This window comes from Burkholderia sp. AU6039 (assembly GCF_002223365.1).
In the GTDB taxonomy this organism is placed as follows: domain Bacteria; phylum Pseudomonadota; class Gammaproteobacteria; order Burkholderiales; family Burkholderiaceae; genus Burkholderia.
The window spans coordinates 1,518,822-1,543,322 of sequence record NZ_NKFK01000005.1; the positions used below are offsets into that span (position 1 = coordinate 1,518,822).

The 24,501-nt window shown below is 68.3% G+C and carries 22 protein-coding genes; 11 read left to right on the forward strand and 11 right to left on the reverse strand.

From position 1 onward, the window contains the following. The 4 genes from CFB39_RS24535 to CFB39_RS24550 all read right to left on the reverse strand — a co-directional run bounded on the left by CFB39_RS24535 (nt 1) and on the right by CFB39_RS24550 (nt 4,571). Nucleotides 1-1,983 carry a methyl-accepting chemotaxis protein gene (locus CFB39_RS24535; RefSeq protein ID WP_089474784.1) on the reverse strand — a complete coding sequence of 661 codons (1,983 nt, stop codon included), beginning with the start codon at nt 1,981-1,983 and terminating at the stop codon, nt 1-3. Nucleotides 1,984-2,141: 158 nt separating this feature from the next. After that, the gene (locus tag CFB39_RS24540) at nt 2,142-2,573 is read right to left on the reverse strand and encodes a YqaA family protein (protein WP_089427586.1); all 432 of its coding nucleotides are present in this window, start codon (nt 2,571-2,573) and stop codon (nt 2,142-2,144) included. Between the two features lie 61 nt (nt 2,574-2,634). Next, nucleotides 2,635-3,810 carry a voltage-gated potassium channel protein gene (gene kch, locus CFB39_RS24545; RefSeq protein ID WP_089475656.1) on the reverse strand — a complete coding sequence of 392 codons (1,176 nt, stop codon included), beginning with the start codon at nt 3,808-3,810 and terminating at the stop codon, nt 2,635-2,637. Nucleotides 3,811-3,932: 122 nt separating this feature from the next. Further along, nucleotides 3,933-4,571: a LysE family translocator gene (locus CFB39_RS24550; protein ID WP_089474785.1), complete on the reverse strand. Its 639-nt coding sequence runs from the start codon at nt 4,569-4,571 to the stop codon at nt 3,933-3,935. 283 nt (nt 4,572-4,854) lie between these two features. Here CFB39_RS24550 and CFB39_RS24555 point away from each other — a divergent pair, with 283 nt between their 5' ends. Then, nucleotides 4,855-5,337 (forward strand): Lrp/AsnC family transcriptional regulator, encoded by a 483-nt coding sequence (locus CFB39_RS24555; protein ID WP_021159229.1) that lies wholly within the window; start codon nt 4,855-4,857, stop codon nt 5,335-5,337. Between the two features lie 836 nt (nt 5,338-6,173). Here the strand turns inward: CFB39_RS24555 and CFB39_RS24565 are convergent. Continuing rightward, nucleotides 6,174-7,823, reverse strand: a complete 1,650-nt coding sequence (locus CFB39_RS24565; protein WP_089474787.1) for an IclR family transcriptional regulator — start codon at nt 7,821-7,823, stop codon at nt 6,174-6,176. A gap of 177 nt (nt 7,824-8,000) precedes the next feature. Here CFB39_RS24565 and CFB39_RS24570 point away from each other — a divergent pair, with 177 nt between their 5' ends. The 3 genes from CFB39_RS24570 to CFB39_RS24580 all read left to right on the forward strand — a co-directional run bounded on the left by CFB39_RS24570 (nt 8,001) and on the right by CFB39_RS24580 (nt 11,917). Further along, nucleotides 8,001-8,960 (forward strand): MBL fold metallo-hydrolase, encoded by a 960-nt coding sequence (locus CFB39_RS24570; protein ID WP_089427583.1) that lies wholly within the window; start codon nt 8,001-8,003, stop codon nt 8,958-8,960. Between the two features lie 179 nt (nt 8,961-9,139). Further along, a complete protein-coding gene (locus CFB39_RS24575; protein ID WP_089474788.1) occupies nt 9,140-10,489 on the forward strand; it encodes an MFS transporter in 1,350 nt (449 codons plus the stop codon). Between the two features lie 87 nt (nt 10,490-10,576). Then, nucleotides 10,577-11,917, forward strand: a complete 1,341-nt coding sequence (locus CFB39_RS24580; RefSeq protein ID WP_089474789.1) for an MFS transporter — start codon at nt 10,577-10,579, stop codon at nt 11,915-11,917. 34 nt (nt 11,918-11,951) lie between these two features. Here CFB39_RS24580 and CFB39_RS24585 read toward each other — a convergent pair whose 3' ends face one another. Both CFB39_RS24585 and CFB39_RS24590 read right to left on the reverse strand, forming a co-directional pair. After that, nucleotides 11,952-12,248 carry a hypothetical protein gene (locus CFB39_RS24585; protein ID WP_089474790.1) on the reverse strand — a complete coding sequence of 99 codons (297 nt, stop codon included), beginning with the start codon at nt 12,246-12,248 and terminating at the stop codon, nt 11,952-11,954. 264 nt (nt 12,249-12,512) lie between these two features. Next, nucleotides 12,513-13,313 (reverse strand): SDR family oxidoreductase, encoded by an 801-nt coding sequence (locus tag CFB39_RS24590; protein ID WP_089474791.1) that lies wholly within the window; start codon nt 13,311-13,313, stop codon nt 12,513-12,515. Between the two features lie 136 nt (nt 13,314-13,449). Between CFB39_RS24590 and CFB39_RS24595 the strand changes: the two genes are divergently transcribed. Continuing rightward, complete coding sequence (locus CFB39_RS24595; protein WP_089474792.1) at nt 13,450-14,409, forward strand: GlxA family transcriptional regulator; 960 nt, start codon at nt 13,450-13,452, stop codon at nt 14,407-14,409. Nucleotides 14,410-14,485: 76 nt separating this feature from the next. Next, on the forward strand, nt 14,486-15,634 hold the full coding sequence (locus tag CFB39_RS24600; protein WP_089474793.1) for an epoxide hydrolase family protein: 1,149 nt from the start codon (nt 14,486-14,488) through the stop codon (nt 15,632-15,634). A 105-nt stretch (nt 15,635-15,739) separates the two neighbouring features. Here CFB39_RS24600 and CFB39_RS24605 read toward each other — a convergent pair whose 3' ends face one another. Continuing rightward, a complete protein-coding gene (locus tag CFB39_RS24605) occupies nt 15,740-16,231 on the reverse strand; it encodes a 2,4'-dihydroxyacetophenone dioxygenase family protein (protein ID WP_047850045.1) in 492 nt (163 codons plus the stop codon). Nucleotides 16,232-16,402: 171 nt separating this feature from the next. Between CFB39_RS24605 and CFB39_RS24610 the strand changes: the two genes are divergently transcribed. Genes CFB39_RS24610 through CFB39_RS24620 form a run of 3 tightly spaced genes read left to right on the forward strand, consistent with a single transcriptional unit; the run spans nt 16,403 to nt 18,476 of the window. Next, nucleotides 16,403-16,873 (forward strand): MarR family winged helix-turn-helix transcriptional regulator, encoded by a 471-nt coding sequence (locus tag CFB39_RS24610; protein WP_089474794.1) that lies wholly within the window; start codon nt 16,403-16,405, stop codon nt 16,871-16,873. A 32-nt stretch (nt 16,874-16,905) separates the two neighbouring features. Continuing rightward, nucleotides 16,906-17,241, forward strand: a complete 336-nt coding sequence (locus CFB39_RS24615) for a hypothetical protein (RefSeq protein WP_089474795.1) — start codon at nt 16,906-16,908, stop codon at nt 17,239-17,241. Beyond that, entirely contained in the window at nt 17,238-18,476 is a 1,239-nt protein-coding gene (locus CFB39_RS24620; RefSeq protein WP_089474796.1) for an MFS transporter, read from the forward strand. Before CFB39_RS24615 ends, CFB39_RS24620 begins: the two co-directional genes overlap by 4 nt. 210 nt (nt 18,477-18,686) lie before the next feature. On the opposite strand, the gene CFB39_RS24625 is transcribed toward CFB39_RS24620, so the two are convergent. Beyond that, nucleotides 18,687-19,637: a LysR family transcriptional regulator gene (locus tag CFB39_RS24625; protein WP_089474797.1), complete on the reverse strand. Its 951-nt coding sequence runs from the start codon at nt 19,635-19,637 to the stop codon at nt 18,687-18,689. 105 nt (nt 19,638-19,742) lie between these two features. On the opposite strand from CFB39_RS24625, the gene CFB39_RS24630 reads away from it, so the two are divergent. After that, nucleotides 19,743-21,098: an aspartate aminotransferase family protein gene (locus CFB39_RS24630; protein WP_089427569.1), complete on the forward strand. Its 1,356-nt coding sequence runs from the start codon at nt 19,743-19,745 to the stop codon at nt 21,096-21,098. A 49-nt stretch (nt 21,099-21,147) separates the two neighbouring features. Then, nucleotides 21,148-22,665, forward strand: a complete 1,518-nt coding sequence (locus CFB39_RS24635) for a CoA-acylating methylmalonate-semialdehyde dehydrogenase (protein ID WP_089474798.1) — start codon at nt 21,148-21,150, stop codon at nt 22,663-22,665. Nucleotides 22,666-22,820: 155 nt separating this feature from the next. Here the strand turns inward: CFB39_RS24635 and CFB39_RS24640 are convergent, their stop codons facing one another. Together CFB39_RS24640 and CFB39_RS24645 are read right to left on the reverse strand one after the other, a co-directional pair. Continuing rightward, nucleotides 22,821-23,195, reverse strand: coding sequence for a hypothetical protein (locus CFB39_RS24640; RefSeq protein ID WP_089427567.1), 375 nt, complete (start codon nt 23,193-23,195; stop codon nt 22,821-22,823). A 287-nt stretch (nt 23,196-23,482) separates the two neighbouring features. Further along, complete coding sequence (locus CFB39_RS24645; RefSeq protein WP_089474799.1) at nt 23,483-24,418, reverse strand: DMT family transporter; 936 nt, start codon at nt 24,416-24,418, stop codon at nt 23,483-23,485. Nucleotides 24,419-24,501 lie beyond the last annotated feature (83 nt).

Here is a 24,501-nt window from a genome sequence, read left to right on the forward strand (position 1 = left end):
TCACGCCTTCCGTTCGAGCCGGAACACGCTGACCGCGTCCGACAGGTGCGCGGCCTGATCGCGCAGCGCGACGGCCGCGCGTTCGGCATCCGAAATCAGCATCGCGTTCTGCTGCGTCGCGTCGCCGATCTGCGTGACGGCCAGGTTCACCTGCTCGATACCGGTCGACTGTTCGCGCGACGCGGCGCTGATTTCGCCGATCAGCGTGCTGACCTGGTCGACGCGCGCGACGATGTCGCGCATCGTGCCGCGAGCGGCCTCCGCGATCCGGTAGCCCTGTTCGACGGTCGTCGACGATTCGGCGCTCAGCGCGTCGATCTCCTTGACCGCGGCCGCGCTGCGTTGCGCGAGCGCGCGCACCTCGGCCGCGACCACCGCGAAGCCCTTGCCGTGTTCGCCGGCGCGCGCGGCCTCGACGGCCGCGTTCAGCGCCAGGATGTTGGTCTGGAACGCGATGCCTTCGATCGCCCCGGTGATCTCGGCGATCCGGCGCGTCGCGCGGCCGATGTCGCCCATCGTCGCGACCACGCGCTGCACTGCGGCGTCGCCGTTCGTCGCGGCGGCCGACGCGTCCGCGACCAGCGCATTGGCTTGCGCCGCGTGCTCGGCACTCTGCTGCACGGCGGCGGTGATCTGTTCCATGCTGGCGGCCGTCTGTTCGACGCTGCTCGCCTGCGTCGCGATCCGCGCGGCGATGTCGCTGCTGCCGGCGGCAATGTCGACCGTGCCGCGCGCGATGTCCGCGGAGCTGTTGCGCACCTGCGCGACGATCCGCGCGAGGCCGTCGCCGATTCCGTCGACCGCCTGCACGAGCCGGCCGATCTCGTCGTCGCCCGCCTGGCCGCGCGTGGCCGCGCCATCGCGGATGCGCACGCTGAGATCGCCCGCCGCATAGCGTTCGGACGCCCGTGCCGCCGCATCGAGGGGCCGGCTCACGACGCGGCGCACCACGATGACGAACAGCGTCGCGAACGCCGCGACGAGCACCGCGCCGATCATCAGGAAGCGGTTGCGGGTGGCGCGCATGGTGGCGAGCAGTTCGTCGTCGAGCGCGATGCCGCCGACGAGCCATTGCCACTGCGGAATCGTCGTGAACGACACGAATTTGGCGGTCGGGCCGCCATCGTGCGCGGCCGGGTCGGTCGACGTGTACGCGAGCCGCCCCTGGCCGGTTGCGAGCATCTGCGCGTACGGCGCGCGCGTGTCGTCGGCACGCTGGCCGTCGGCATCCGGATGCACGACGAAGGTGCCGCGCGACGGGCCCTGCGACGCATCGAGCACGAAGTAGTAGCCGTTGTCGCCGATCTTCAGCGAGCGGATGCCGTCCTCGACGAGCTTGAGTTCGGCGCCGATGTCGAGGCCGACGAACAGCGCGCCGATCACGCGGCCGGTCGCATCGGTCACCGGCTTGTACTGCGTGATGTACGGCCGGCCGAACAGCTTCGCGAGGCCCGTGTAGCTGCGTCCGGCGACGAGCGGTGCGTACGCGGGGCCGGCACGGTCGAGTTTCGTCCCGACGGCACGCGCGCCGTCCTGCTTCTTCAGCGACGTCGTGATGCGCACGAAGTCGTCGCCGTCGCGCGCGAAGATCGTCGCGATCGCGCCGCTTTTCTTCAGGAACTGGTCGGGAATCGAATAGTCGAGGTCGAGCGGCTGGCCGCCCGCGAGCAGGGTCGGCGCGGCAACGCCGCCGATGTCGACGGTGCGCGCCGGGTCGAGCGAGAAATCGGGCGGCAGGAAGCTCGCGAACAGCGACATCGAGCGGTTCGCTTCGGCCGACAGCGCCTTGTCGAACAGGTCGACCATCGCGCGGATCGACTGTTCCTTGTCGACGATCCGCATGTGTGCTTCTTCTGCCAGCTGCTGGCCGGCGAAATGGGCGAGCGTCCACGCGAACACGGTAAACAGCACGGCGACGAGTGCGCACGCCAGCGCCGCGAGACGCGCGCCGACGCTCACCCGGCCCAATTGAGTCAATCTCATGGAACATCCTGAGTGGGGAGGGAGAGGAGGCGGAACGCACGCGTCACCGCTAGTCGACCGGTTAATACGGCAACTTCGGCGAAATCTTTAGCGGCGCGTCGTCGATGGCAACGTTAGCCGGTGCGGCTGCCGCGCGGGCGGGCGACGGGAAGCGGGTGTCAGTGCGTCACGAGCCACGCGATCGCGAGATACCGCGCGACTTTCGCGACGGTCACGATCGCGAGGAACGACGGCAGCGGCTCGCGCAGCACGCCGGCGATCATCGTCAGCGGATCGCCGATCACGGGCGCCCAGCTCAGCAGCAGCGACCAGCGGCCGTAGCGCGCATACCAGCGCTCGGCGCGCGCGAGCGCGGCGGGCTTGACGGGAAACCAGCGGCGCTCGCGGAAGTGCTCGATGCCGCGCCCGAGCGCCCAGTTGATCACCGAGCCGGCGACGTTGCCGATGCTCGCGACGAGCACCAGCGCCCACACGGGTTCGCGCCCGGCGAGCAGCAGGCCGGCGAGCACGGCTTCGGACTGGAGCGGGAACAGGGTCGCGGCGACCATCGACACGGCGAACAGGCCGCCGTAAGTGAGCAATTCGGACATCGCGCGATTGTACCGGGCACGCACCGGCCAATCCGGGGCTCAGGGTCGTGCGGTCACATGGTCATGCGGCGTCGGCCGTGCCGAACAGCAGGTGCGAGATCAGCGACTTGTCGACGGGTTCGTCGTTGAGCGTGCTGGCCAGCAGTTCGCCCGCCAGCTGCTGCGGCGAGAACACCATGTCGGGCTTCAAGAGGCGCAGCCGCTCGAGGTTGCGTTGCTGGTTCACGAGCGCGACCGTGCGCACCGACGGGGCGATCTCGCGGATCGCGAGGATGATGAAGGCGTTCTCGGCATCGTCGGAACGCAGCGCGAGCACCGCCCGCGCGGTCGCCGCGCCGGCGCGTTCCAGCACCGCGTGGTCGGTCGCATCGCCGACGATCAGGTCGGTCGCGGCCGGATAGTTGTGCTCGACGCCGGCCGGCACGACGACGGTCACCGCGTAGCCGCGCTTGCGCAGCCCGTCGTGCACCGCATGCGCGACGGGTGTCGCGCCGACGATCAGGTAATGATGCTTGCGGATCACGTTCGAAATGCCTCCCTTGACGATCCGTTTCAGATTGCCGCCGATCACGGGGCCGACGACCGCGCTGATCGACGTCGCGAACACCGTGATGCCGAGCACGATCACCGACGCGGTGAACAGGCGGGCGGTCGGCGCGTGCGGAACGATGTCGCCGTAGCCCACCGTCGACATCGACACGATCGAGAAATAGACGGCCGTGGCGAGATCGTGGACGGGCGGCGTGAATTCGTCGCCGAGATACAGCACGCCGAAGGTCGCGTAGATCAGCAGCGACACGATGCTCAGCAACGCGAACAGGCTGCTCGCGGCGACGCTCGCGCGGTCGAAGTGCCGCCAGTAGTACAGCAGCGCGACGGCCAGCACGGCCGTGTAGACGAACACCGCGTGGCTGCGATAGCCGCCGAGCACGCTGATCGCGGCGGCCGCGACCAGCAGCAGGATCGACAGCACCCACGCGACGCGGGCGCGCAGCACGATGCCGATGGCCATCGTCGCGAGGCCGGCCGCGACGACCACTTGCGGCAACACGACGAGCCCGGCGTTGTCGACGAGGTTCAGCGCATCGGCGAGCCACGCGTGATGCACGCCGAGCCGGGCATGCTCGACGACGGGGCGCAGCACCATGAGCGCGTCGAGCGCGAGGAGGAGAGCGAGATACCAGTGCAGGCCGATCGGCGCGAACAGGCGCCGCAGGCGGGAAGTGAGAAGCTTCATCCAGTCGCCCGGCTGGCCGGGCATGTCCAACGAAACAGCCGCTACCCTAAAGCATTCGGCAATCGGCTGCTTTTTCGAGGAGCGTTGCGGCGGCCGCGATGAAGCCGGCCGCCCGGCCCCTTTCAGTTCCAGCCGACCATGATCGCGCCCATCCCGACGAGCAGGCCGCCCGTGACGCGGTTCATCGCGCGCATCCGCGCGGGCCGCTGCAGCGCGCGGCTCAGCCGGTGCGAGAACAGCGCCATTGACGCGACGCCGCCCGCGAACAGCACCGCGAACGTCGCCGCGAGCAGCAGGTACTGCTGGTTCAGGCTCCAGTCGGCGTTGGGGCTGATGAACTGCGGGAAGAATGACGGGAAGAACAGCAGCGTCTTCGGATTCAGGCCCGAGGTCGCCACGCCGCGCCAGAACAGCGCGCGGTGCGAGTCGGTGTCCGGCGCGGCCGTTCCGGCCGAGGCGGCGGGTGCGCCGGCCGGCGTACGGCTGAGCCATTGCTTGCAGCCGAGCCACACGAGGTAGGCCGCGCCGGCCCAGCGCAGTACGGTCAGCGCGCGCTCGTCGAGATGCACGAGCGAATTCAGGCACAGCGCGGTCAGCGCGAGTTGCAGCAGCACGGCGAGCGTGCCGCCCCAGACGCACGGCAGCGCGCGGCGCCAGCCGGCGCGTAGCGCCTGGTTCATGGTGAGGAGGTTGACGGGGCCGGGGGCGTAGACGAGAACGGCGGAAGCCGCGAGAAACGACAGGTAAAGCCTGAACGACATGACGGGTAGGGCAGGAACAGGAACACGGGCGCCGAAGCCGCGCGGCCGGATAGGCGCGCGGGCGGCGGGGAATCGCATGCCTGCCGGCCGGCACCGCAACTCGTGATTGCGGCCGTGCGTCCCGGTGCGAAGGGTTGTCGCGGGAACGTGCCGGACAGCAGGCATGGGTAAAAATATATCAAGGGGCCGGATTAAAAGGCTTCCGCTTTTCCACACAAACCGACACATATCCGGAATGTCGTTCAGATAGAATCCCGGTTTCCAGTAGATGATTCTTTTTGCCATGGCCACACGTGAACGCTCGCCGAAAACGCTCGATAGCCAGGACCGCAAGATCCTCGGCGCCCTGCAGAAAAATGCGCGTCTGTCGAACGCCGAACTGGCCGAACAGATCGGCATGTCGACCACCGCGTGCTGGAATCGCACGCGGCAACTGGAGGTGGACGGCTACATCGACGGTTACGTCGCGCTCGTCAATCAGCGCAAGCTGGGCTATGCGGACATCGTGATCCTCGAAGTCACGCTCGATCGCCACGAGGACGACGCGCTCGCGCGCTTCGGCGAGGAACTCGCGGCGCTGCCCGAGGTGCTCGAGGCCTATCTCGTGTCGGGCGAGTACGACTACTGGATCAAGGTCGCGGTGGACGGCACGGCCGGCTACGAGCGGTTCCTGCGCGAAAAGCTGTACAAGATTTCGAGCATCCGTCACAGCCGCTCGATGTTCGCACTGCGCTGCATGAAGGACGTGCCGTCGATTCAGGTGTGATGGGGGACGGGGAAGCGTGTGCGGCCGTCGTTGAAACGACGGCGCATGAGGCTGCGCGTTTGCGCGGAGCAAGCCGGCAATCGGGAGAGGGGGCAGGCATCAGGCGGGGTTCGGCGCCTGGGTCCGCAACGCGGATGAATCTTCCGCTCGCGCTGGCGAGATAACAACTGCCTGCCCGGGCAACCGGCAGACAAAACCGCGCCGAGGTTGATCGCGGCGCCGGCATCGGCTTTAAAGCAACTTCAAGGCGACTTCAACGCGCGCCTGAAACACGGCGCGCATTCAACGGGACTACCCGGCCTGTTTCCGACGACTTGCCTTGCAATCCGTTGCCCGACGCGGCGGCCTCGTGGCGCGCGTCCGGGCAAGCGGATCAGGCAGGGTATCGTGGGGCCAACCGGCTGGCGGCCGGCCATTCCGCGCTCAGCGCGGCAGGCGTGCGTGTGCTTCAGCGATGACTTCGCAGTTCTCGAGGTGGAGTGCCCAAGCTTCTGCAATCAGCTCGCCCATACGTGCGAGCCAGCCAGCGGATTCGGTGGAACGGTCGGAGGTGTTAGACGTTTGCATGACGATGCCCCATATAGGTGGCGAGTTAGGGATAACCCCAATCATAGCGAAACACCTCCGCTTTGTGAAATGCGATTTCGTTATATGGGAATTCCTGACGGTTTATGTTGCCGCGATGCAACATGAATGGTGGTCGCACACGGCTTCATAGCGATGTCATTTAGTACGGCCATCCCCCCCCCCCCCCGGAAAGGCCTGGCGCGCAGGCGTGACGAGGCTGCGCCTCGCGGCGCGGTCTGGCGGGGGGAAGAAGAGGAAAAAGGGGGCGGCTATCCGCCGATCCACCCGAACCGCCACGACAGCCGTCGCGTCGCGGCGAGCAACGTCTGCGCGAGGTCGCTGTCCGGCCCGCGCGGAAAGCCGCGCGATGAGCCGATGATCGCGATCACGAGCCGGATGCTGCCGGTGTGATCGAACACGGGCGCGGCGACCGTCCCGATGCCCGGCACCGGCGCGTCGAATGCGAAATCGAGTTCGTCCGCGCGGATCGTCGCGAGCCGCGCGCGGAAGGCCGCGTCGACCGGCGCGGCGGCGCGGCCCGCGAGGCGCACGGGCTCGTTGGCGAGCAGGTCGGCCAGCACGTCGTCGGACATGCCGGCCGCGAAGATCCGTCCGATCGCCGTATTGACGAGCGACATCACCGTGCCGACCTGCAGGCTCACGTGCTGCGGTCGTGCCGATTCCTCCAGGCGGATTACCGTGGGGCCAAGCGGCCCGAGCGTCGCGGCCGCGACGCTCATGTCGGTCGCGCCGGCCAGCGCGACGATTTCGGCTTCCGCGTCGCGTGTCGGCGACACGCGCTGCATCGCGATCAGGCCGAGCGCCTGCCCGAGCGGGCCGCCGCCGAAGCAGCCGGCGTCGTCGCGGCTCAGCAGGCCGATCTTCTGCAGGCTGACGAGATGCGGAAAGGCCTTCGCGGCCGGCATGCCGGCGGCTGCCGCGAGATCGCGCAGCGGCAGCGCGCGGCCCGCCGACACCAGCGCGAGCAGCAGCTCGCCGGTGCTGTCGAGGGCATTGATCCCGCGCTGCGTCTTCATATCGTCGGCCAGTGCGGGCGGCACGCGCGGGGCGGTCGGCGTCGAGGTGGACGCCGGCGGAGGCGCATCGTGCGCCGCGCCGAGCGATGCAGTTGCCTGACGAGCCGCGTCGCGTAACGCCGCCGCGATCGGGCCGTCCCAGTCGACGTCGATCGAGCCCGTCGAACCGATCACCGTCAACGCGAGTTGCAGCGTGCCTTGCGCGTCGAACACCGGCACGCACATCGCGCTGACGCCGGGGCTCGGCAGGTCGACGCCGCGCTCGATACCGCGTGCGCGGATCGCGTCGAGTTCCGCCTGCGGCACGCCGGCGTCCGGCGCGGGCTGCTCGGCGCCCGCGAGCGTGGCGCCCGCGCCGGCCTGGCTGGCCGCCATCGCATCGAGTTGCGCGGGATCGCCGAACGCGCGGAACACGCGGCCGGTGGCCGTCGTGTCGAGCGACATCACCGAACCCACATGCAGGTTCACGTGCAGCGGATAGCCGCCGTGCTCGATGCGCACGATCGTCGGCCCGAGCACGCCCGGCACCGACAGCGCGACGCTCAGGCCGACCGCTTCCGCGAGCCGCGCCGCGTGCGGCAGCGCCGCGCGATAGGCCGGCTGGCGCTCGATCGACATCAGCCCGAGCCGCAGCGACAACGGGCCCGGCTCGTAGTTGCCGGTGATCGCATCGCGCTTCACGAGCGCGAGCCGCGTCAGGCTGACGAGATAGGTGTGCGCCTGCGCGGTCGACAGGTCGGCCGCCGCGGCCAGCTCGGACAGGCCGAGCGGCTTGCGCCGGCGCGCGAGCGCGTCGAGCAGCCGGCCGCCGACCTCGACACTCTGGATCCCGCGCTGCGCCTTGGGCGGCGCGTCGTCTGCGCTGACTTCGTGGTTCTGCACGCGATGATTCTTCCGTTGACGAAACCCCGCATGGTATCCGACGCCATTTATCGCGCCAGCCCGCAGGTTTACCCGTATTAGACAATAGCAAGCGACTTTGTCATTGACAAATATCCGGCGCGGGAAGATGATCCGCTCACTCCCCTCAACACATGGCTCGCAGCCACGGAACGCAACATGGCCAAAGCATTCGCCTCCCAAGCCGATCTGGAAGAGAAGAAAGTCACCTGGACGAAGCTGTCCGAGAACGCCTACGCGTACACCGCCGAAGGCGACCCGAACTCGGGCGTGATCATCGGCGACGACAGCGTGCTGATCGTCGACACGACCGCGACGCCCGCGATGGCGCAGGACCTGATCGCGAAGATCCGCAGCGTGACCGACAAGCCGATCAAGCACGTGGTGCTGTCGCATTACCACGCGGTGCGCGTGCTCGGCGCGTCCGCGTATTTCGACGAAGGCGCGCAGCACGTGATCGCGAGCCGCGGCACGTACGAGATGATCGTCGAGCGCGGCGAGGCCGACATGAAGTCGGAGATCGAGCGCTTCCCGCGCCTGTTCGCGGGTGTCGAGACGGTGCCCGGCCTGACCTGGCCGACGCTCGTGTTCGAGCGCGAGATCACGCTGTTCCTCGGCAAGCTCGAAGTGAAGATAATGCACGTCGGCTCGGGCCACACGAAGGGCGACACGATCGTCTGGATTCCGTCGCAGAAAGTGCTGTTCTCGGGCGACCTCGTCGAATACGACGCCGCGTGCTACTGCGGCGACGCGCAGCTCGAACAATGGCCGGCCACCCTCGAGGCGCTGCGCGCGCTCGGCGCCGAGAAGCTCGTGCCGGGCCGCGGCCCGGCGCTGCTGAACCCGGCCGACGTGAACAAGGGCCTCGACTACACGAAGGATTTCGTCACGACGCTGCTCGCGCAGGGCCGCAAGGCCGTCGAGCAGAAGCTCGACCTGAAGGCGTCGATGGCGCTCACGCGTGAAGCGATGGATCCGAAGTTCGGCCACGTGTTCATCTACGAGCACTGCTTGCCGTTCGACGTGTCGCGTGCCTTCGACGAAGCGAGCGGCATCACGCATCCGCGCATCTGGACCGCGCAGCGTGACAAGGAAATGTGGGCCGCGCTGCAGGACTGAGCGGCTTGCACAGGCGGGGTGTCCGGCAGGGCGCTCCGCCTTTTTTCTGACGCGGCGACGGGCCACGGCTTCCTGCCGGCTTTCCGTCCGCCGTATCCGATCTCACAAGAAAGCAGGGCGCACGTACGCCCTGGGAGACGGCTGCGCGCTCGAATCGCGCAGCCTGTTTGGAGAGAGACATGCCCCAATCGCTTCCCGCCGAAGCGACGCTCGCGCACGCGAGCGCTTCGGTTTCCGCTTCCGCCGCCACGGACGACGCGCTGCTGTTCCGCAAGATCGCGTGGCGGATCGTGCCGTTCCTGTTCCTCTGCTACGTCATCTCGTTCCTCGACCGGATCAACATCGGCTTCGCGCAGTTGCAGATGAAGCACGATCTCGGCTTCAGCGATGCGATGTACGGCCTCGGCGCCGCGGTGTTCTACGTCGGCTACGTGTTCTGCGAAGTGCCGAGCAACCTGCTGCTCGCGCGTTTCGGCGCGCGCCGCACCTTCACGCGGATCATGCTGCTGTGGGGCATCGCGTCGACCGGGATGATGTTCGTGTCGCAGCCGTCGCATTTCTACGTGCTGCGCTTCCTGCTCGGCGTGTTCGAAGCGGGCTTCTTTCCCGGCATCGTGCTGTACCTGACCTACTGGTTCCCCGCGAACCGGCGCGCGGCCGCGATCTCGGTGTTCTTCGCGGGCGTCGCGGTGGCCGGCGTGCTCGGCGGCCTGATGTCGGGCTGGATCATGCGCGACATGAGCGGCGTGCTCGGGCTGCACGGCTGGCAGTGGATGTTCGCGATCGAAGGCGCGCCGGCGATCCTGCTCGCGTTCGTCGCGTTCACGTTGCTGGTCGACCGGCCGCAGGACGCCACGTGGCTCACGCCCGATGAAAAGGCGCGGGTCGCCGCGCTGTGCGCCGACGGCCGCGGCCACGGCCACGCGCACGACGGGCGCAGCCTCGTGGCGGCGCTTGCGAACCCGCGCGTGTACCTGTTCGCGTTCATCTATTTCTCGCTGACCTGCGCGTCGCTGACGCTCAACTTCTGGATGCCGCTGATGATCCGCGACTTCGGCGTGACCGACGTCGTGGCCGTGAGCCTGTACACGGTCGTGCCGAACGCGGTCGGTGCGGTGGGGCTGATCCTGATCGCGCGTCGTTCGGACCGCACCGGCGAGCGGCGCAAGCACTTCGCGTGCTGCACGATCGGCGGCGGGCTCGCGCTCGCGGCGCTGACGCTGCATCTGCACAGCTTCGCGGCGATGCTCGCGTGCCTGTCGGTCGCGGCGACGCTGATCTTCGCCGCATTGCCGATCTTCTGGGCGGTGCCGACCCGCTACCTGTCGGGCAACGCCGCCGCGGCCGGGATCGCGCTGATCAGCAGCATCGGGATCACGAGCGGGATCGTCAGCCCGTGGGTGATCGGGATGATCCGCACGCGCACCGGCAGCATGGATCTCGCCGTGTATCTGCTGGCCGCGCTGCTGGTGGCGAGCGGCGTCGCGCTGATGCTCGGCGTGAAAGGCGAAGCGGCGCCGCGCGACTGAGCGAGCCACGGCCGGTCGCTGCTCGCGGGCGGCGGCGACTGGCACGACGTGTGAGTCCCGTACCCGAACCCAGCGAGGAGACGATCGATGTCAGCCCCTCTTCAAGCGGACGCCGCGCGTGCCGTCGCGTCCGGTATCGCTTCAACGGACGACGACGCGCTGTACCGCCGCATCGGTGCGCGAATCGTGCCGTTCCTGTTCGTCTGCTACATCGTGTCGATCCTCGATCGCAGCAACATCGGCTTCGCGCAGTTGCAGATGCGGCAGGATCTCGGCCTGACCGATGCGATGTACAGCCTCGGCGCGGTGCTGTTCTTCGTCGGCTATGTGCTGTTCGAGGTGCCGAGCAACGCGCTGCTGCGCCGCTTCGGCGCGCGCCGCACGTTTGCGCGGATCATGTTCCTGTGGGGTGCGGTGTCGGTCGCGATGATCACCGTCGACAGCGCGAAGCATTTCTACGTGCTGCGTTTCCTGCTCGGGCTGTTCGAGGCCGGGTTCTTTCCGGGCGTGGTGTTCTACCTGACGTACTGGTATCCGGCACGCCGGCGCGCGTCGGTGCTGTCGATCTTCTACGCGGGCGTCGCGGTGGCGGGGATGGTCGGCGGGCTGCTGTCGGGCTGGCTGATGCGCGGGATGTCGGGCGTGCTCGGGCTGCACGGCTGGCAGTGGATGTTCGCGATCGAAGGCGCGCCCGCGATCCTGCTCGGCGTGATGGCCTGGTTCTGGCTGTGCGATCGCCCCGAGCAGGCGAGCTGGCTGTCCGACGCCGACCGCCAGCGGCTCGCGGCCGACCTCGCCGCCGACCGCGCCGGTGCCGGGACGCCGGCGCCGCATTCGCTGCGGCAGGTGCTGGCCGAACCGCGCACCTACCTGTTCGCATTCATCTATTTCTCGCTGACCACCGCGCTCCTGATGCTGCTGTTCTGGATGCCGCTGATGATCCGCGAATTCGGCATTCACGACGTCGTGCAGATCAGCCTGTTGTCGGTGGTGCCGAATGCGATCGGCGCGGCCGGCCTGATCGCGATCGCGCGGCGCTCCGATCGCAGGCGCGAACGGCGCTGGCACTTCGCGGCATGCGTGCTCGGCGGCGCGGTGGCGCTCGCGTTGCTGACGCTGCACCTGTCGAGCATCGTCGCGATGATGGCGCTGCTGTCGGTCGCGGCGATGCTGATCTTCGCCGCGCATCCGGTGTTCTGGGCCGTGCCGTCCGCGTATTTCTCCGGCGCGGGCGCGGCCGGCGGGATCGCGCTGATCAGCAGCATCGGCGTGTCGAGCGGGATGATCACGCCGTGGCTCGTCGGGTTGATCCGCACCCGAACCGGCAGCATGGACCCGGCGATGCTGATGATCGCGGCGCTGCTGGCCGCGTGCGCAGTCGCGATGCTGGTGGGTGTGCGGGCGGCGCCGCGTGCGGAATCGGCGTGACGCGGGCGGTGGCGGTGCGGCTCGGCGGTGCGGTTCAGTGGAAGGACATGAACAGCCCGGGCAGGACGATCAGCCCGTGCAGCGCCAGCGCCCAGTTGATCGTGCCGCCGCGCGCCTGCTGGTCGATCGACAGGCACGCGATTGCCGCCATGACCCCGATGGCCGACAGGCCGGCCGCCCAGAAGAGCGCGGTGATGAACACGCGAAGGCCCATGTACGGATCGTCCATCGAACTGGCGAACCCATAGCCGAACAGCAGCGCCAGCAGCTCGATGAGCGCGACGACGAGAAGAACTGACGCGATGCGCGCGGTTCGTTTGGCATTGTCCATGGCGAGTCGGGGTGTGTAGGGGCAGGGGCGCCAGCCTACACGATCCGTCCCGAATATGTCGAGCAACGGGGCGGCGGGACGCCAGGCCGATCGGGAAACAATCCGGTGTGCGTTCCCTCGGACGAATTCATCAATCCGCAGATGCCCGGAAACGTGCCGCCGAACTTCGGATGATGACGGGCGATTCGCCACGTATCACCGTGTTCCGCAGCACCTCCCGGGCTTCGAAACGGCGATTGCTTTCGACCTGCGAGCGTCGCGTGGTCAGCCCGCCGTCGAATAACGCGGCGCGGGCGTATCGGCCGACAGGTGCGGTGCCATCGTGCGGCGCGCGGCCTCGTACGCGGCCCATTCGTCACCCGCGTGCAGCGACGGGATCGTCACGAGTTCGCCGCGATCGAAGCCGACCAGCGCCGCGTCGACCATGTCGGTCGCCGACATCACGATTTCCTTCGGCAGGTGCTCGAGCGGCAGGCCGCCCGTTTGCCAGAAATCGGTGGCGGTCGCGCCGGGCAGCACGGCCTGCACCTGCACGCCCTTGTCGGCGAGTTCGTGATGCAGCGACTGGCTGAACGCGAGCACGAACGCCTTGCTGCCGCCGTACACGCCGTTCAGCGTTTCCGGCGAGATCGCGACGATCGACGAAATGTTGATCACCGCGCCGTTGCCGCGGGCGACGAAGCCGGGCACCGCCGCATAGGTGAGGCGCGTGAGCGCGGTCACGTTGAGGTCGATCATCCGCGTCATCGCATCGATGTCGCTGTCGAGCAGTGGCGTGTGCGTGCCGATGCCCGCGTTGTTCACCAGCAGCGTGATGCTCGCATCCTGCTTCAGCTTCGCCTCGACGGCGGCGAGTGCCGCGCGGTCGTTGAGGTCGGCGTCGATGATCTCGACGCTGCGCTGCGTGTCGTTCGTGATGCGGTCGGCGAGGGCGGCCAGGCGGTCGCGATTGCGTGCGACCAGGATCAGGTCGTAGCCGCGGCGCGCGAGGCGGTCCGCGTAGACGGCGCCGATGCCCGACGAGGCGCCGGTAATGAGGGCGGTACCGCGATGTGCTTGCGTCATGATGTGCTCCGTTTCGAGGGAAATGGCCGGATGGCGTGAAGCCATTCTGGTCTCGAATCGTTGCGACACAAATGACGTAGATGGGTATGATTCAGGACATCGGGTCGACCCCTTCGCCCGGGACGGGAGAACCCACATGCACCGCATCGGCTTTCTGATTAGCGACGGCTTCCAGATCATGGCGCTCGCCGCGCAATCGGTGTTCGAGTACGCGAACATGGGCATGAGCGAGCCGTTCTACGGGATGGCCATCTATTCGGTCGACGGCGGCGACGTGCGCTCGTCGCTCGGGCTGCCGGTCGCCACGCACGCGCTGCGCGGGCGGATCGCCGTCGATACGTGGATCGTCGCGGGCGTCAATGATCCGCTCGCTTCGCCGGCGCCGGCCGGCGTCGTCGCGTTCCTGCGCCGCACCAACGCACGCGCGCGGCGGATCGCCGGCATCTGCACGGGCGCGTTCGTGCTGGCCGAAGCCGGGCTGCTCGCGCAGCGCCGCGCGACGACGCACTGGGCGTTCGGCCGCGACATGCAGCGGTGCTATCCGGAGATCCGCGTCGAGGACGACCGGATCTACATCGTCGACGGCCCGATCTGGACGTCGGCCGGGATGACGGCCGGCCTCGACCTCGCACTCGCGATGGTGGAAAAGGATCTCGGCGCCGATGCCGCCCGCTCGGTCGCGCACAAGCTCGTGATGCACCAGCGGCGCGCCGGCGGCCAGTCGCAGCATTCCGAAATGCTGGAGCTCGCACCGAAATCCGACCGGATCCAGAACGCGCTGAACTACGCGCGGCAGAATCTCGGCCGCGCGCTGACCGTCGAGGATCTCGCCGAAGCCGTCCACCTGAGCCCGCGCCAGTTCAGCCGCGTGTTCACGCTCGAAACGGGGCAGTCGCCGGCGAAGGCGATCGAGCGGCTGCGGCTGGAGGGCGCGCGACTGATGATCGAGCAGAGCCGCCATTCGCTCGACGTGATCGCGAAGGAAAACGGCTTTCGCGACCGCCGCCACATGCGCGAGGCGTTCGTGCGCGGGTTCGGCGTCCCGCCGCAGGCGATGCGGCGCGACGCGCGTGCGGACGAGCGGGAAGCGGGCTGATGCCCGCGGGCGCGGGACGCCAGCGCGCGTCGGAAAAATCGCGCAGAATCTCCGGCACGTTTCGCGAGGAGACACCATGCACGCCGAGCCGTTCGAGATTGCGATACCCGATCACGCGCTGGATGACCTGCGTCGGCGCCTGCGCGCCCGCCGCCCGTCGTTGCTCACGCCCGCCGAGCCGTGGCAGCAGGGGGTGGACGGCGCGTGGCTGGGCGAACTGACCGAGTACTGGGCCGAGCGCTTCGACTGGCGTGCGGTGGAACGTGCGCTGAACCGGTTGCCGCAGTTCGTCGCGGACGCAGGCGGGCAGCGCGTGCACTTCATCCATCGGCGTGGGGCGGGACCGAAACCTTATCCGCTCGTCATCACGCACGGCTGGCCGGGCTCCGTGTTCGAATTCGCCGCGTTGATCGAGCGCCTGTGCGATCCGGCGGCATTCGGCGGCGATCCTGACGACGCGTTCGATGTCGTCGTCCCGTCGCTGCCCGGCTTCCTGTTCTCGCCCGCGCCAACGGCACCCGGCATGTCGGCATTGCAGGTCGCCGACTGCTGGGCGGCGTTGATGTCCGGCCTCGGCTATCGACGCTTCGGCGCACAAGGCGGCGATCTCGGCGCAGGCGTGTCGATCGCGCTCGGCGCGCGGCATGCCGACCGGGTGGACGGCATCCATCTGAACTACCTGCCCGGCAGCTACGAACCTCCGGCCGACGCGGCCGTGCCGCTGACCGACGACGAACGGGCCTTCGTGACGCAGCGCGGCGAGTGGGCCGCGCTGGAAGGCGGCTACGCGCATGTGCACATGACGAAGCCGCAGACGCTGGCCGTCGCGCTCAACGATTCGCCGGCCGGACTGGCCGCGTGGATCGCCGAGAAATTCCGCGCGTGGAGCGATTGCGACGGCGATGTCGCACGGCGGTTTTCGCACGATGCGCTGCTGACCGGCATCTCGCTCTACTGGTTCACCGGCTGCATCGGCTCATCGATGCAGATGTATTGGGAAAACCGCCTGCAGCCCATGCGCTTCGCGGCCGGGCAACGCGTGACGGTGCCCGTCGCGTTCGCGCGCTTTCCGAAGGAAATCAGCCGTCCGCCGCGCAGCTGGCTCGAACGCGTGTTCGACGTCGTGCAATGGACCGACATGCCGAGCGGCGGCCATTTCGCGGCGATGGAAGAGCCGGATCGGCTGGCCGACGATATTCGGACGTTTTTCCGGCGCTTTCGGTGACGATCGGGGCGGCCGGCGACGCGCACCGGCGGCCATCCGGTCGACAGGGCGCGCGAGCGCCACGCGGACCGTGACGCGACGGTGGCGCCCGCGTTAGCGCCTGCCTTAGCGCGTGACGAACGGCGCGGCGTCGTCCGGTGCCGTACGCGCATGCTTGCGCTGGCGCAGCAGCGCGACGCGGCAGTTCTCGCGCGCGGTCTCGCGGCCGTCATCGTCGAGCAGCACGAGATCGCCGCGCATCACGTTGAGCGTGATCACGTCCTCACCCGGCGCGCCGAGCGTTTCCGGCGTATGCACCGAGCCGGCCGGTTCGAGCACCGTCGAGCCGGCGTGCGCCACCCAGTCGTATTCGCGGTAGCGCCACGCCCCCTGCAACGTATGGACGAACACCTCGCCTTCATGACGGTGGCGCGGCAGCGTGCCGCCGGCCGGCATCTTCAGCAGCGCGGTGAGTGTGTCTTCGGCCGCATTGATGTGCAGGTACTTGATCGCCAGCCCCGGCAGGTCGGCGCTCATCGGCAGCCACGGCAGCGCGTCGCCGGGCAGGCACGAGATCGGCGGCAGGTCGGTGGAGAGCGGGGCGGACGGCTGCGTCATGGCGGGCGGCGGAGCGGAAATGGGGAGCCCGCATTATCGCAGAGCACGGCTTGTGCAGCCGAGCGGGACGTATAGCGTTGGCTTTCGAGCACATGCGACGAGGCGATCCTTACAGCTTGAAATACGCAGCTAAACTGTACAGTTTGACTGTATATCTGCTATCTTGATTTCATGAACACGCCATTGCCTTCCTCCGAAGCGCTCCCGCTGGCCGGCCTTGCCGGCGAACTTCGCATCTCGGTCGGCAAGCTGATGCGGCGGATGCGGGAGCAAATCCACCCGAACGACCTTACGTCATCGCAGAAATCGGTGCTGTTGCGGCTCGACCGCGACGGCCCCGCGACCGTGTCGGCGCTCGCGCGCGCCGAAAGCGTGCGGCCGCAGTCGATGCGCGTGACGGTCGCGACGCTCGAGACGCTCGGCGCCGTCAGCGGCGAGCCCGATCCCACCGACGGCCGGCAGACGCTGATCGCGCTCACGCCCGGTTTCCGCAAGGCGCTGCAGGCCAACCGCGCGGCCAAGGACGACTGGCTGTTCCGCGCGCTGCACGCGCAACTGTCGGAGGCCGAGCAGGCCGAGCTCGCGTCGGCCGTGAAACTGCTGCAGCGGCTCGCCGAATTCCAGGAATCGCCGCGTCCGTGAACCGCCCCGCTCGCCGAAAGGACAGCCCGAACATGAACCTCCCGCATCTCGTGTCGTATTTCTTCGGCGGCGCGTTTCTCGCGAACGTCGTGCCGCATCTCGTCAGCGGGTTGCGCGGCGAGCCGTTCCAGACGCCGTTCGCGAATCCGCCCGGGCGCGGGTTGTCGTCGTCCACGGTGAATGTCTTGTGGGGTGTCGCGAACCTCGTGATTGCCTACGTGCTGGTGTGCAGGGTCGGCGACTTCGATCTCCGTGTGACGGCTGACGCGGCGGCGTTCGGCCTCGGCATCCTCGCGCTCGGCCTGTTCCTCGCGCGGCGCTTCGGTGAGCTGCACGGCGGCAGCGAGCCCGACCGGGAGCGGCCATGAGCGTGCCGGCGGCGGGCGTCTTCCGCTCGCTTCGCAGCTTCAACTATCGCGTGTGGGCGATCGGCTCGCTGGTGTCGAACATCGGCACGTGGATCCAGCGCACCGCACAGGACTGGCTCGTCCTCACGCAGCTCACGCATCACGACGCGTCGGCCGTCGGCATCGTGATGTCGCTGCAGTTCGGCCCGCAGCTTCTGCTGCTGCCGTGGACGGGCTACGCGGCCGACCGTTTCGACCAGCGCAAGCTGCTGATGGCGACCCAGGCGCTGATGGGCGGGCTCGCGCTCCTGCTGGGGCTGCTGACGGTGACCGGCGTCGCGCAGCTGTGGCACGTGTATCTGTTCGCGTTCCTGTTCGGCTGTGCGTCGGCGTTCGATGCGCCGGTGCGGCAGACGTTCGTTGCCGAGCTGGTCGCCGATCGGGAACTGGCGAACGCCGTCGCGCTCAACTCGACGTCGTTCAACGCGGCGCGGATGATCGGGCCGGCGGCGGCCGGCTTCATCATCGCGTCGGTCGGCACCGGCTGGGCGTTCCTGCTCAACGGGCTCAGTTTCGTCGCGGTGCTGGCGTCGCTGTCGATGCTGCGTGCCGACGAGTTGCGCGCGCATGCGCGAGCCGACCGCACGCGCGGGAGCCTGCTCGACGGGTTCCGCTATGTATGGCAGCGCCCGGACCTGAAGGCGATTCTCGTGATGCTGTTCCTGATCGGCACGTTCGGGCTCAATTTCCAGTTGTTCATCTCGACGATGGCGGCCAGCGTGTTTCATGTCGACGCGCGTGGCTTCGGCGTGCTGTCGTCGATGATGGCCGTCGGCACGATTACCGGTGCGCTGCTCGCGGCGCGCCGCGACCGGCCGCGTTTCCGGCATCTGTGGATCGGCGCGGCGCTGTTCGGGCTCGGCTGCACGCTCGCCGCGCTGGCGCCGGGTTACTGGCTGTTCGGCGCCGCGCTCGTGCTGACCGGGATCGCCGCGATCACCTTCATGAACTCGACCAACAGCCTCGTGCAGCTATCGACCGAGCCGGCGATGCGTGGCCGCGTGATGGCGCTGCGTCTCGCGGTGGCGCTCGGCGGCACGCCGATCGGCGCGCCGGTGGCCGGCTGGGTCGCGAATCATCTTGGCCCGCGCTGGGCGCTCGGCGTCGGCGCGATGTCCGGTTTTGCCGCGGCGCTCGTCGCGACGCATTTCATGAAGCGGATGCGTGCGCAGGCGGCCACGGGCGATGGCGCTTGACCGGCGGTGAAACCGACGTAGGCTGCCCGACCGTTCAGCCGTTCAGCCGTTCAGCCGTTCAGCCGTTCAGCCGTTCAGCCGTTCAGCCGTTCAGCCACTCAGCCGTTCAGCCACTCAGCCGTTCAGCCACTCAGCCGTTCAGCCACTCAGCCGCTCAGCCACTCAGCCACTCAGCCACTCAGCCACTCAGCCACTCAGCCGCGGCAGTCGTTACGCCGCCGGCCGCGCCGCAGCATGCGCGGCTTCCAGGCACGATTGAAACAGCAACGCAGCCCGCGACGGCCGCGGCGAGCGCCGCAGCAGGCTCACGAACCGGCACCGGTAATTGAACCGGTGCGGCGCGATCGGCTGCATCAGCCCCTTGTTTTCGAAGCTTTCCGCGTAATGGTCGGGCAGGAAGCCGAGATAACGGCCGGACAGGATCAGCGTCGCGATCGACTCCTGGTCCGATGCGGTCGCGCTGCGCGTGAGCTTCGCGCGATGGCTCAGCTCCATGTTCGGCGAATGGAAGCCGAGGCCCGCGAACGCATGATTGCGGATCGTCGTCCACGTGAGCTTGCCGTGCGGCGCATCGTACAGCGGATGCTGGCGGCCGCAATACAGCAGCATCCGTTCGTCGAACAGCTCCGAATACACGAGGCTGCCCGAGTTGCGGTGCGCGGGAATGATCCCGACCTGATAGCTGCCGTCGATGATTCCGCGCTCGACCTCGTTGATCGACGCGACATGCAGGTTCAGTGCGACGTCGGGCGCTTCGTCGGCGAACTGGCGGATCGCGTCGCCGAGCCGCGCGTTCGCGTTGGTGGCCGTCTTGTCGAATACCGCGATGTGCAGTTCGCCGCCCATCCGGTCGTGAATGCCGTCGATCCTGCTGCGAAATGCTTCCATCGACGCGAGCAGCCGCAACGTCTCCTCGTACACCGTCTGGCCCTCGGGCGTCAGCGTGAAGCCCGCGCGGCCGCGCCGGCACAGCACGAGGCCGAGACGCGTTTCCAGATCCTTCACATGCCGGCTGATGGTCGAGATGCCGATATTCAGTTCCAGTTCGGCCGCGGCCATCCCGCCGCACTGCACGACGCCCTTGAAGACCCGCAGCAGGCGGAGATCCATGTCGCTGAGCTGCCCGAGCAGCGCGCGACTCTTCGGTTGCTTTGCTTGCATAGATGCGCAAGTGAACATTGATATTGCGATATTCAAAAGACTAATTGGCCTCCCGACAATGCGCAATATCAACATAAGGAGGAGGGGCGCCCCGCGCCGACCGACATGACCGACATCACCACCGCCCAGCACGACGAAACCAACCTCCGCACCGACGCCGCGTGGCTCGACGCGCACTGGATGCCGTTCACGGCCAACCGCCAGTTCAAGGCCGATCCGCGCATGATCGTGTCGGGCAAGGGCGCGTATTACACGGACGCCGAAGGCCGCAAGATCTTCGACGGCCTGTCGGGTCTCTGGTGCACGGGCCTCGGTCACGGCCGCACGGAAATCGTCGAAGCCGTGAGCCGCCAGGTCGCGCAGCTCGACTATGCGCCGGCGTTCCAGTTCGGCCATCCGAAATCGTTCGAGCTGGCGAACAAGATCAAGGACCTGACGCCGGCCGGCCTCGACTACGTGTTCTTCACGGGTTCGGGCTCGGAAGCGGCCGATACCTCGCTGAAGCTGGCCCGCGCTTACTGGCGCGCGAAGGGCAAGGGCACGAAGACGCGCCTGATCGGCCGCGAGAAGGGCTATCACGGCGTGAACTTCGGCGGCATCTCGGTCGGCGGGATCGGGCCGAACCGCAAGCTGTTCGGCCAGGGCCTCGATGCCGACTTCCTGCCGCACACGCAACTCGCCGAAAACAAGTTCTCGCGCGGGATGCCCGAGCACGGCGCCGAGCTGGCCGACCGCCTGCTCGAGCTGATCGCGCTGCACGACGCATCGAACATCGCGGCCGTGATCGTCGAGCCGTTCTCCGGTTCGGCGGGCGTGGTCGTGCCGCCGAAGGGCTATCTGAAGCGCCTGCGCGACATCTGTACCGCGCACGACATCCTGCTGATTTTCGACGAAGTCATCACGGGCTTCGGCCGGGCCGGCGCGATGACGGGCGCCGATGCGTTCGGCGTGGTGCCGGACATCATGAACTTCGCAAAGCAGGTGACGAACGGCGTGCAGCCGCTCGGCGGCGTGATCGCGACGAAGGAAATCTACGACACGTTCATGGCCGCGGGCGGCCCCGAGTACATGCTCGAGTTCCCGCACGGCTACACGTATTCGGCGCACCCGGTCGCATGCGCGGCCGGCGTCGCGGCGCTCGACCTGCTGGTGAAAGAAGACGCGGTGGCCCGCGTGCGCGATCTCGCGCCGCATTTCGAAGCGGCGGTGCACGGGCTGAAGGGCCAGCGCCACATCACCGACATCCGCAACTACGGGCTGGCTGCCGGCCTGACGATCGCGGCGCTGCCGGGCGAGCCGGCACGGCGCCCGTACGAGATCGCGATGCGCTGCTGGGCGAAGGGTTTCTACGTGCGCTACGGCGGCGACACGATCCAGCTGGCGCCCCCGTTCATCTCGGAGAAGCGCGAGATCGACAACCTGGTCAACGCGCTGTCCGACGCACTGAACGAAGTGGACTGAGCCGCGGCTTGCCCTGAGCGATAACCGAATTCACGAAAGAGTCAGATACATGAAACACGACAGCAATGTGACCTCCACCGTCGGCCACCTGATCGACGGCAAGCGCGTCGACGGCGGCAGCCGCGTCCAGCCGGTGTTCGACCCGGCCACCGGCGAATCGCACAAGAGCGTCGCGCTCGCCGACAAGCTGACCGTCGAAGCCGCGATCGCGTCCGCGCAGGCCGCGTTCCCGGCCTGGCGCAATACGCCGCCGCTGAAGCGCGCCCGCGTGATGAGCCGCTTCAAGACGCTGCTCGAGGAACACGCCGACGAGCTGTGCGCGCTGATCACCGCCGAGCACGGCAAGGTGCTCGCCGATGCGATGGGCGAGCTGCAGCGCGGGATCGAGAACGTCGAATACGCGACCTACGTGCCCGAGCTGCTGAAGGGCGAGCACAGCAAGAACGTCGGCCCCGCGATCGATTCGTGGAGCGAGTTCCAGGCGCTCGGTGTCGCGGCCGGCATCACGCCGTTCAACTTCCCGGTGATGGTGCCGCTGTGGATGTGGCCGATGGCGGTCGCGTGCGGCAACACGTTCGTGCTGAAGCCGTCGGAGCGTACGCCGTCGTCGACGCTGCGCATGGCCGAGCTCGCGCTCGAGGCGGGCCTGCCGCCGGGCGTGCTGAACGTCGTGAACGGCGACAAGGAAGCGGTCGACACGCTGCTGACCGACCCGCGCGTGAAGGCGGTGAGCTTCGTCGGCTCGACGCCGATCGCCGAGTACATCTACTCGACCGGCTGCGCGCACGGCAAGCGCGTGCAGGCGCTCGGCGGCGCGAAGAACTTCGCGGTCGTGATGCCGGACGCCGACATCGGCAACGCGGTGAACGCGCTGATGGGCGCCGCGTACGGTTCGTGCGGCGAGCGCTGCATGGCGATTCCGCTGGTCGTCGCGATCGGCGACGAGACGGGCGACCAGGTCGTCGCGGGCCTGAAGGCCGAGATCGAGAAGATGAAGGTCGGCCCGGGCAACGGCGCGGGCGTCGACATGGGCCCGCTCGTCACGCGGCAGCATTTCGAGAAGGTGACGGGCTTCGTCGAAGCCGGTGTGGCAGCGGGCGCGACGCTCGTCGTCGACGGCCGCAGCGTGAAGGTCGACGGCCACGACGGCGGTTACTACCTTGGCCCGTGCCTGTTCGACAACGTGAAGCCCGGCATGCCGATCTACCAGCATGAGATCTTCGGGCCCGTGCTCGGCGTGATCCGCCTGAAGTCGCTCGACGAGGCGATGGCGCTGATCGACGCGCACGAGTACGGCAATGGCACGTGCCTGTTCACGCGCGACGGCGAGGCCGCGCGCTACTTCGGCGACAACATCCAGATCGGCATGGTCGGCATCAACGTGCCGCTGCCGGTGCCGGTCGCGTACCACTCGTTCGGCGGCTGGAAGCGCTCGCTGTTCGGCGACCTGCACGCGTACGGCCCGGACGCCGTGCGCTTCTACACGAAGCGCAAGACGATCACGCAGCGCTGGCCGTCGGCCGGCGTGCGCGAAGGCACCGTGTTCAGCTTCCCGTCGAACCGCTGACGCGCCACCCGGCTGCATGCGTCGTCCGCCTGCCTGACGGCGGGCAACACCATGCAATGCGGCCGGCGTGACCGCGACAAGGCCCGCCCGGATCGACGATCCGCGCGGGCTCTTTTACGTCCGCGCGACGCGCGCGGAAGACGGCGGGAGAGCGGTTACGGCGCCACCACGTGCCACATGTTCTTGAAGTTGTCGCCGTTGCGGTCGCCCTGTTTCATGTCCTTCGAGAAGAAGTACAGCGGCTTGCCCTTGTACGCCCATTGCGGGCTGCCGTCATCGCGCTTGATGATCGTGTAGGGGCCGACCGGGACATCGGTCGCGCTGGCCTTGTAGGGCGGCCAGAAGGATTCGCATTGGCCCGTGCAGGCGCTGGTGCCGGCGTTGGGCTTGTCCTGGTCGAATGCGTAGACGGTCATCCCGTTTGCGGCGACGAGCGCGCCGTTTTCGACTTTCGTGATCGAGCCTTGGGCCGACGCCGAAGCGGATGCAATGGCGAGCAGGGCGGAACTGACGAGCAGCGCGGCTTTCATGAGGGCCTCCTGTAATCCGGTGGGCGGCCGCGATCGTGCACGGGCGAGCGTGCGCCAGGATCGCGATGAATGGTGCCGGAACGCGGTGCCGTTACCGCCGGTGCGAGCGACGCAGGGTCGAGTGGCGGTGAACGGGGCGCTCCATTCACGATAGGCGGTTTTTGGCGGGGCTGCGAGGAGATCGGGGGGCGTATCGGCCGCGCGTGGGCGTGACACGACGGTCGTCATGCTCCGGCGCCGGGATTCGACATCCGTCCCCTTGGGCGCGACGGGCGCATGCCGATGCGTCAGCGCCGCGCGCGATTGGTCAGCGCGACGCCCGCGATCACGAGCGCACCGCCGGCCAGCATCGACGGCGACAACGGCTCGCCGAGCAGCGCGACCGACAGCAGCACGCCGAACACGGGGACCAGGTTGGTGAACACGGCCGCGCGGGCCGGCCCGAGTTCGCGGATGCCCTGCGAATACCAGACGAACGCGACCACCGTGCCGATCGCGCCGAGGTAAAGCATCGACGCGACGGCCTGCCACGTCAGCGGCGTGCCGCTGCCGGCGGGCGAGCCGAACAGGTGCGCGCCGATCAGCAGCGCGAGGCCCCACAGCGCCGCATACGTCGTGGCCGCGAGCGGCGACAGCCCGTCGAGCGCGCGTCGGCCGATCACCGTATAGGCGGCCCAGCTCAGCACCGCGCACAGCATGAAGCGTTCCCCCGAGCCGAACGTGTTGCCGAGATCGGTCAGCACCCGCAGCAAGTCGCCGCGGCTGATCACGACCAGCGCGCCGAACAGCGCGACGGCGATGCCGGCCCAGCGCGACAGCGACAGGCGTTCCCCGCGCACGACGATCGACAGCAGCACGGCGGTGGCGACCGGGTTCAGCGCGACGAACAGCGCGGTGCGGCCCGCCGGCATCCGCGCGAGCGCCGCGAAAAAGCACACGTTGTACAGGAAGATGCCGGTCGCGCCGAGCCCGAAGGTCGTCACGACCTGGCGGCCACTCAGCCTCGGAATCCCGCCTTCGATCTTCCACGTCAGCACGACCAGCAGCAGCGCGGCGATCGCGAAGCGGCCGGTGGCCGCGGCGGTCGCGGACATCGTCGCGGCCAGGATCCGGCCCGCGATGAACGTGCCGCCCCAGAACAGCGCGACGAGCGTGAGCTTCACGTAGATGGTCGCGTGCGGCCGGGTGGCGACGAGGGCGGCGGGTGGGGCGGGAGCGTTCATGTGAAGGGTTTCTCGGTGAGCGCCTGCGGCAACGCGTGAGTGACCGCGCGCGGCCGACGATGCGGAATCGCGCGATGGCCGGC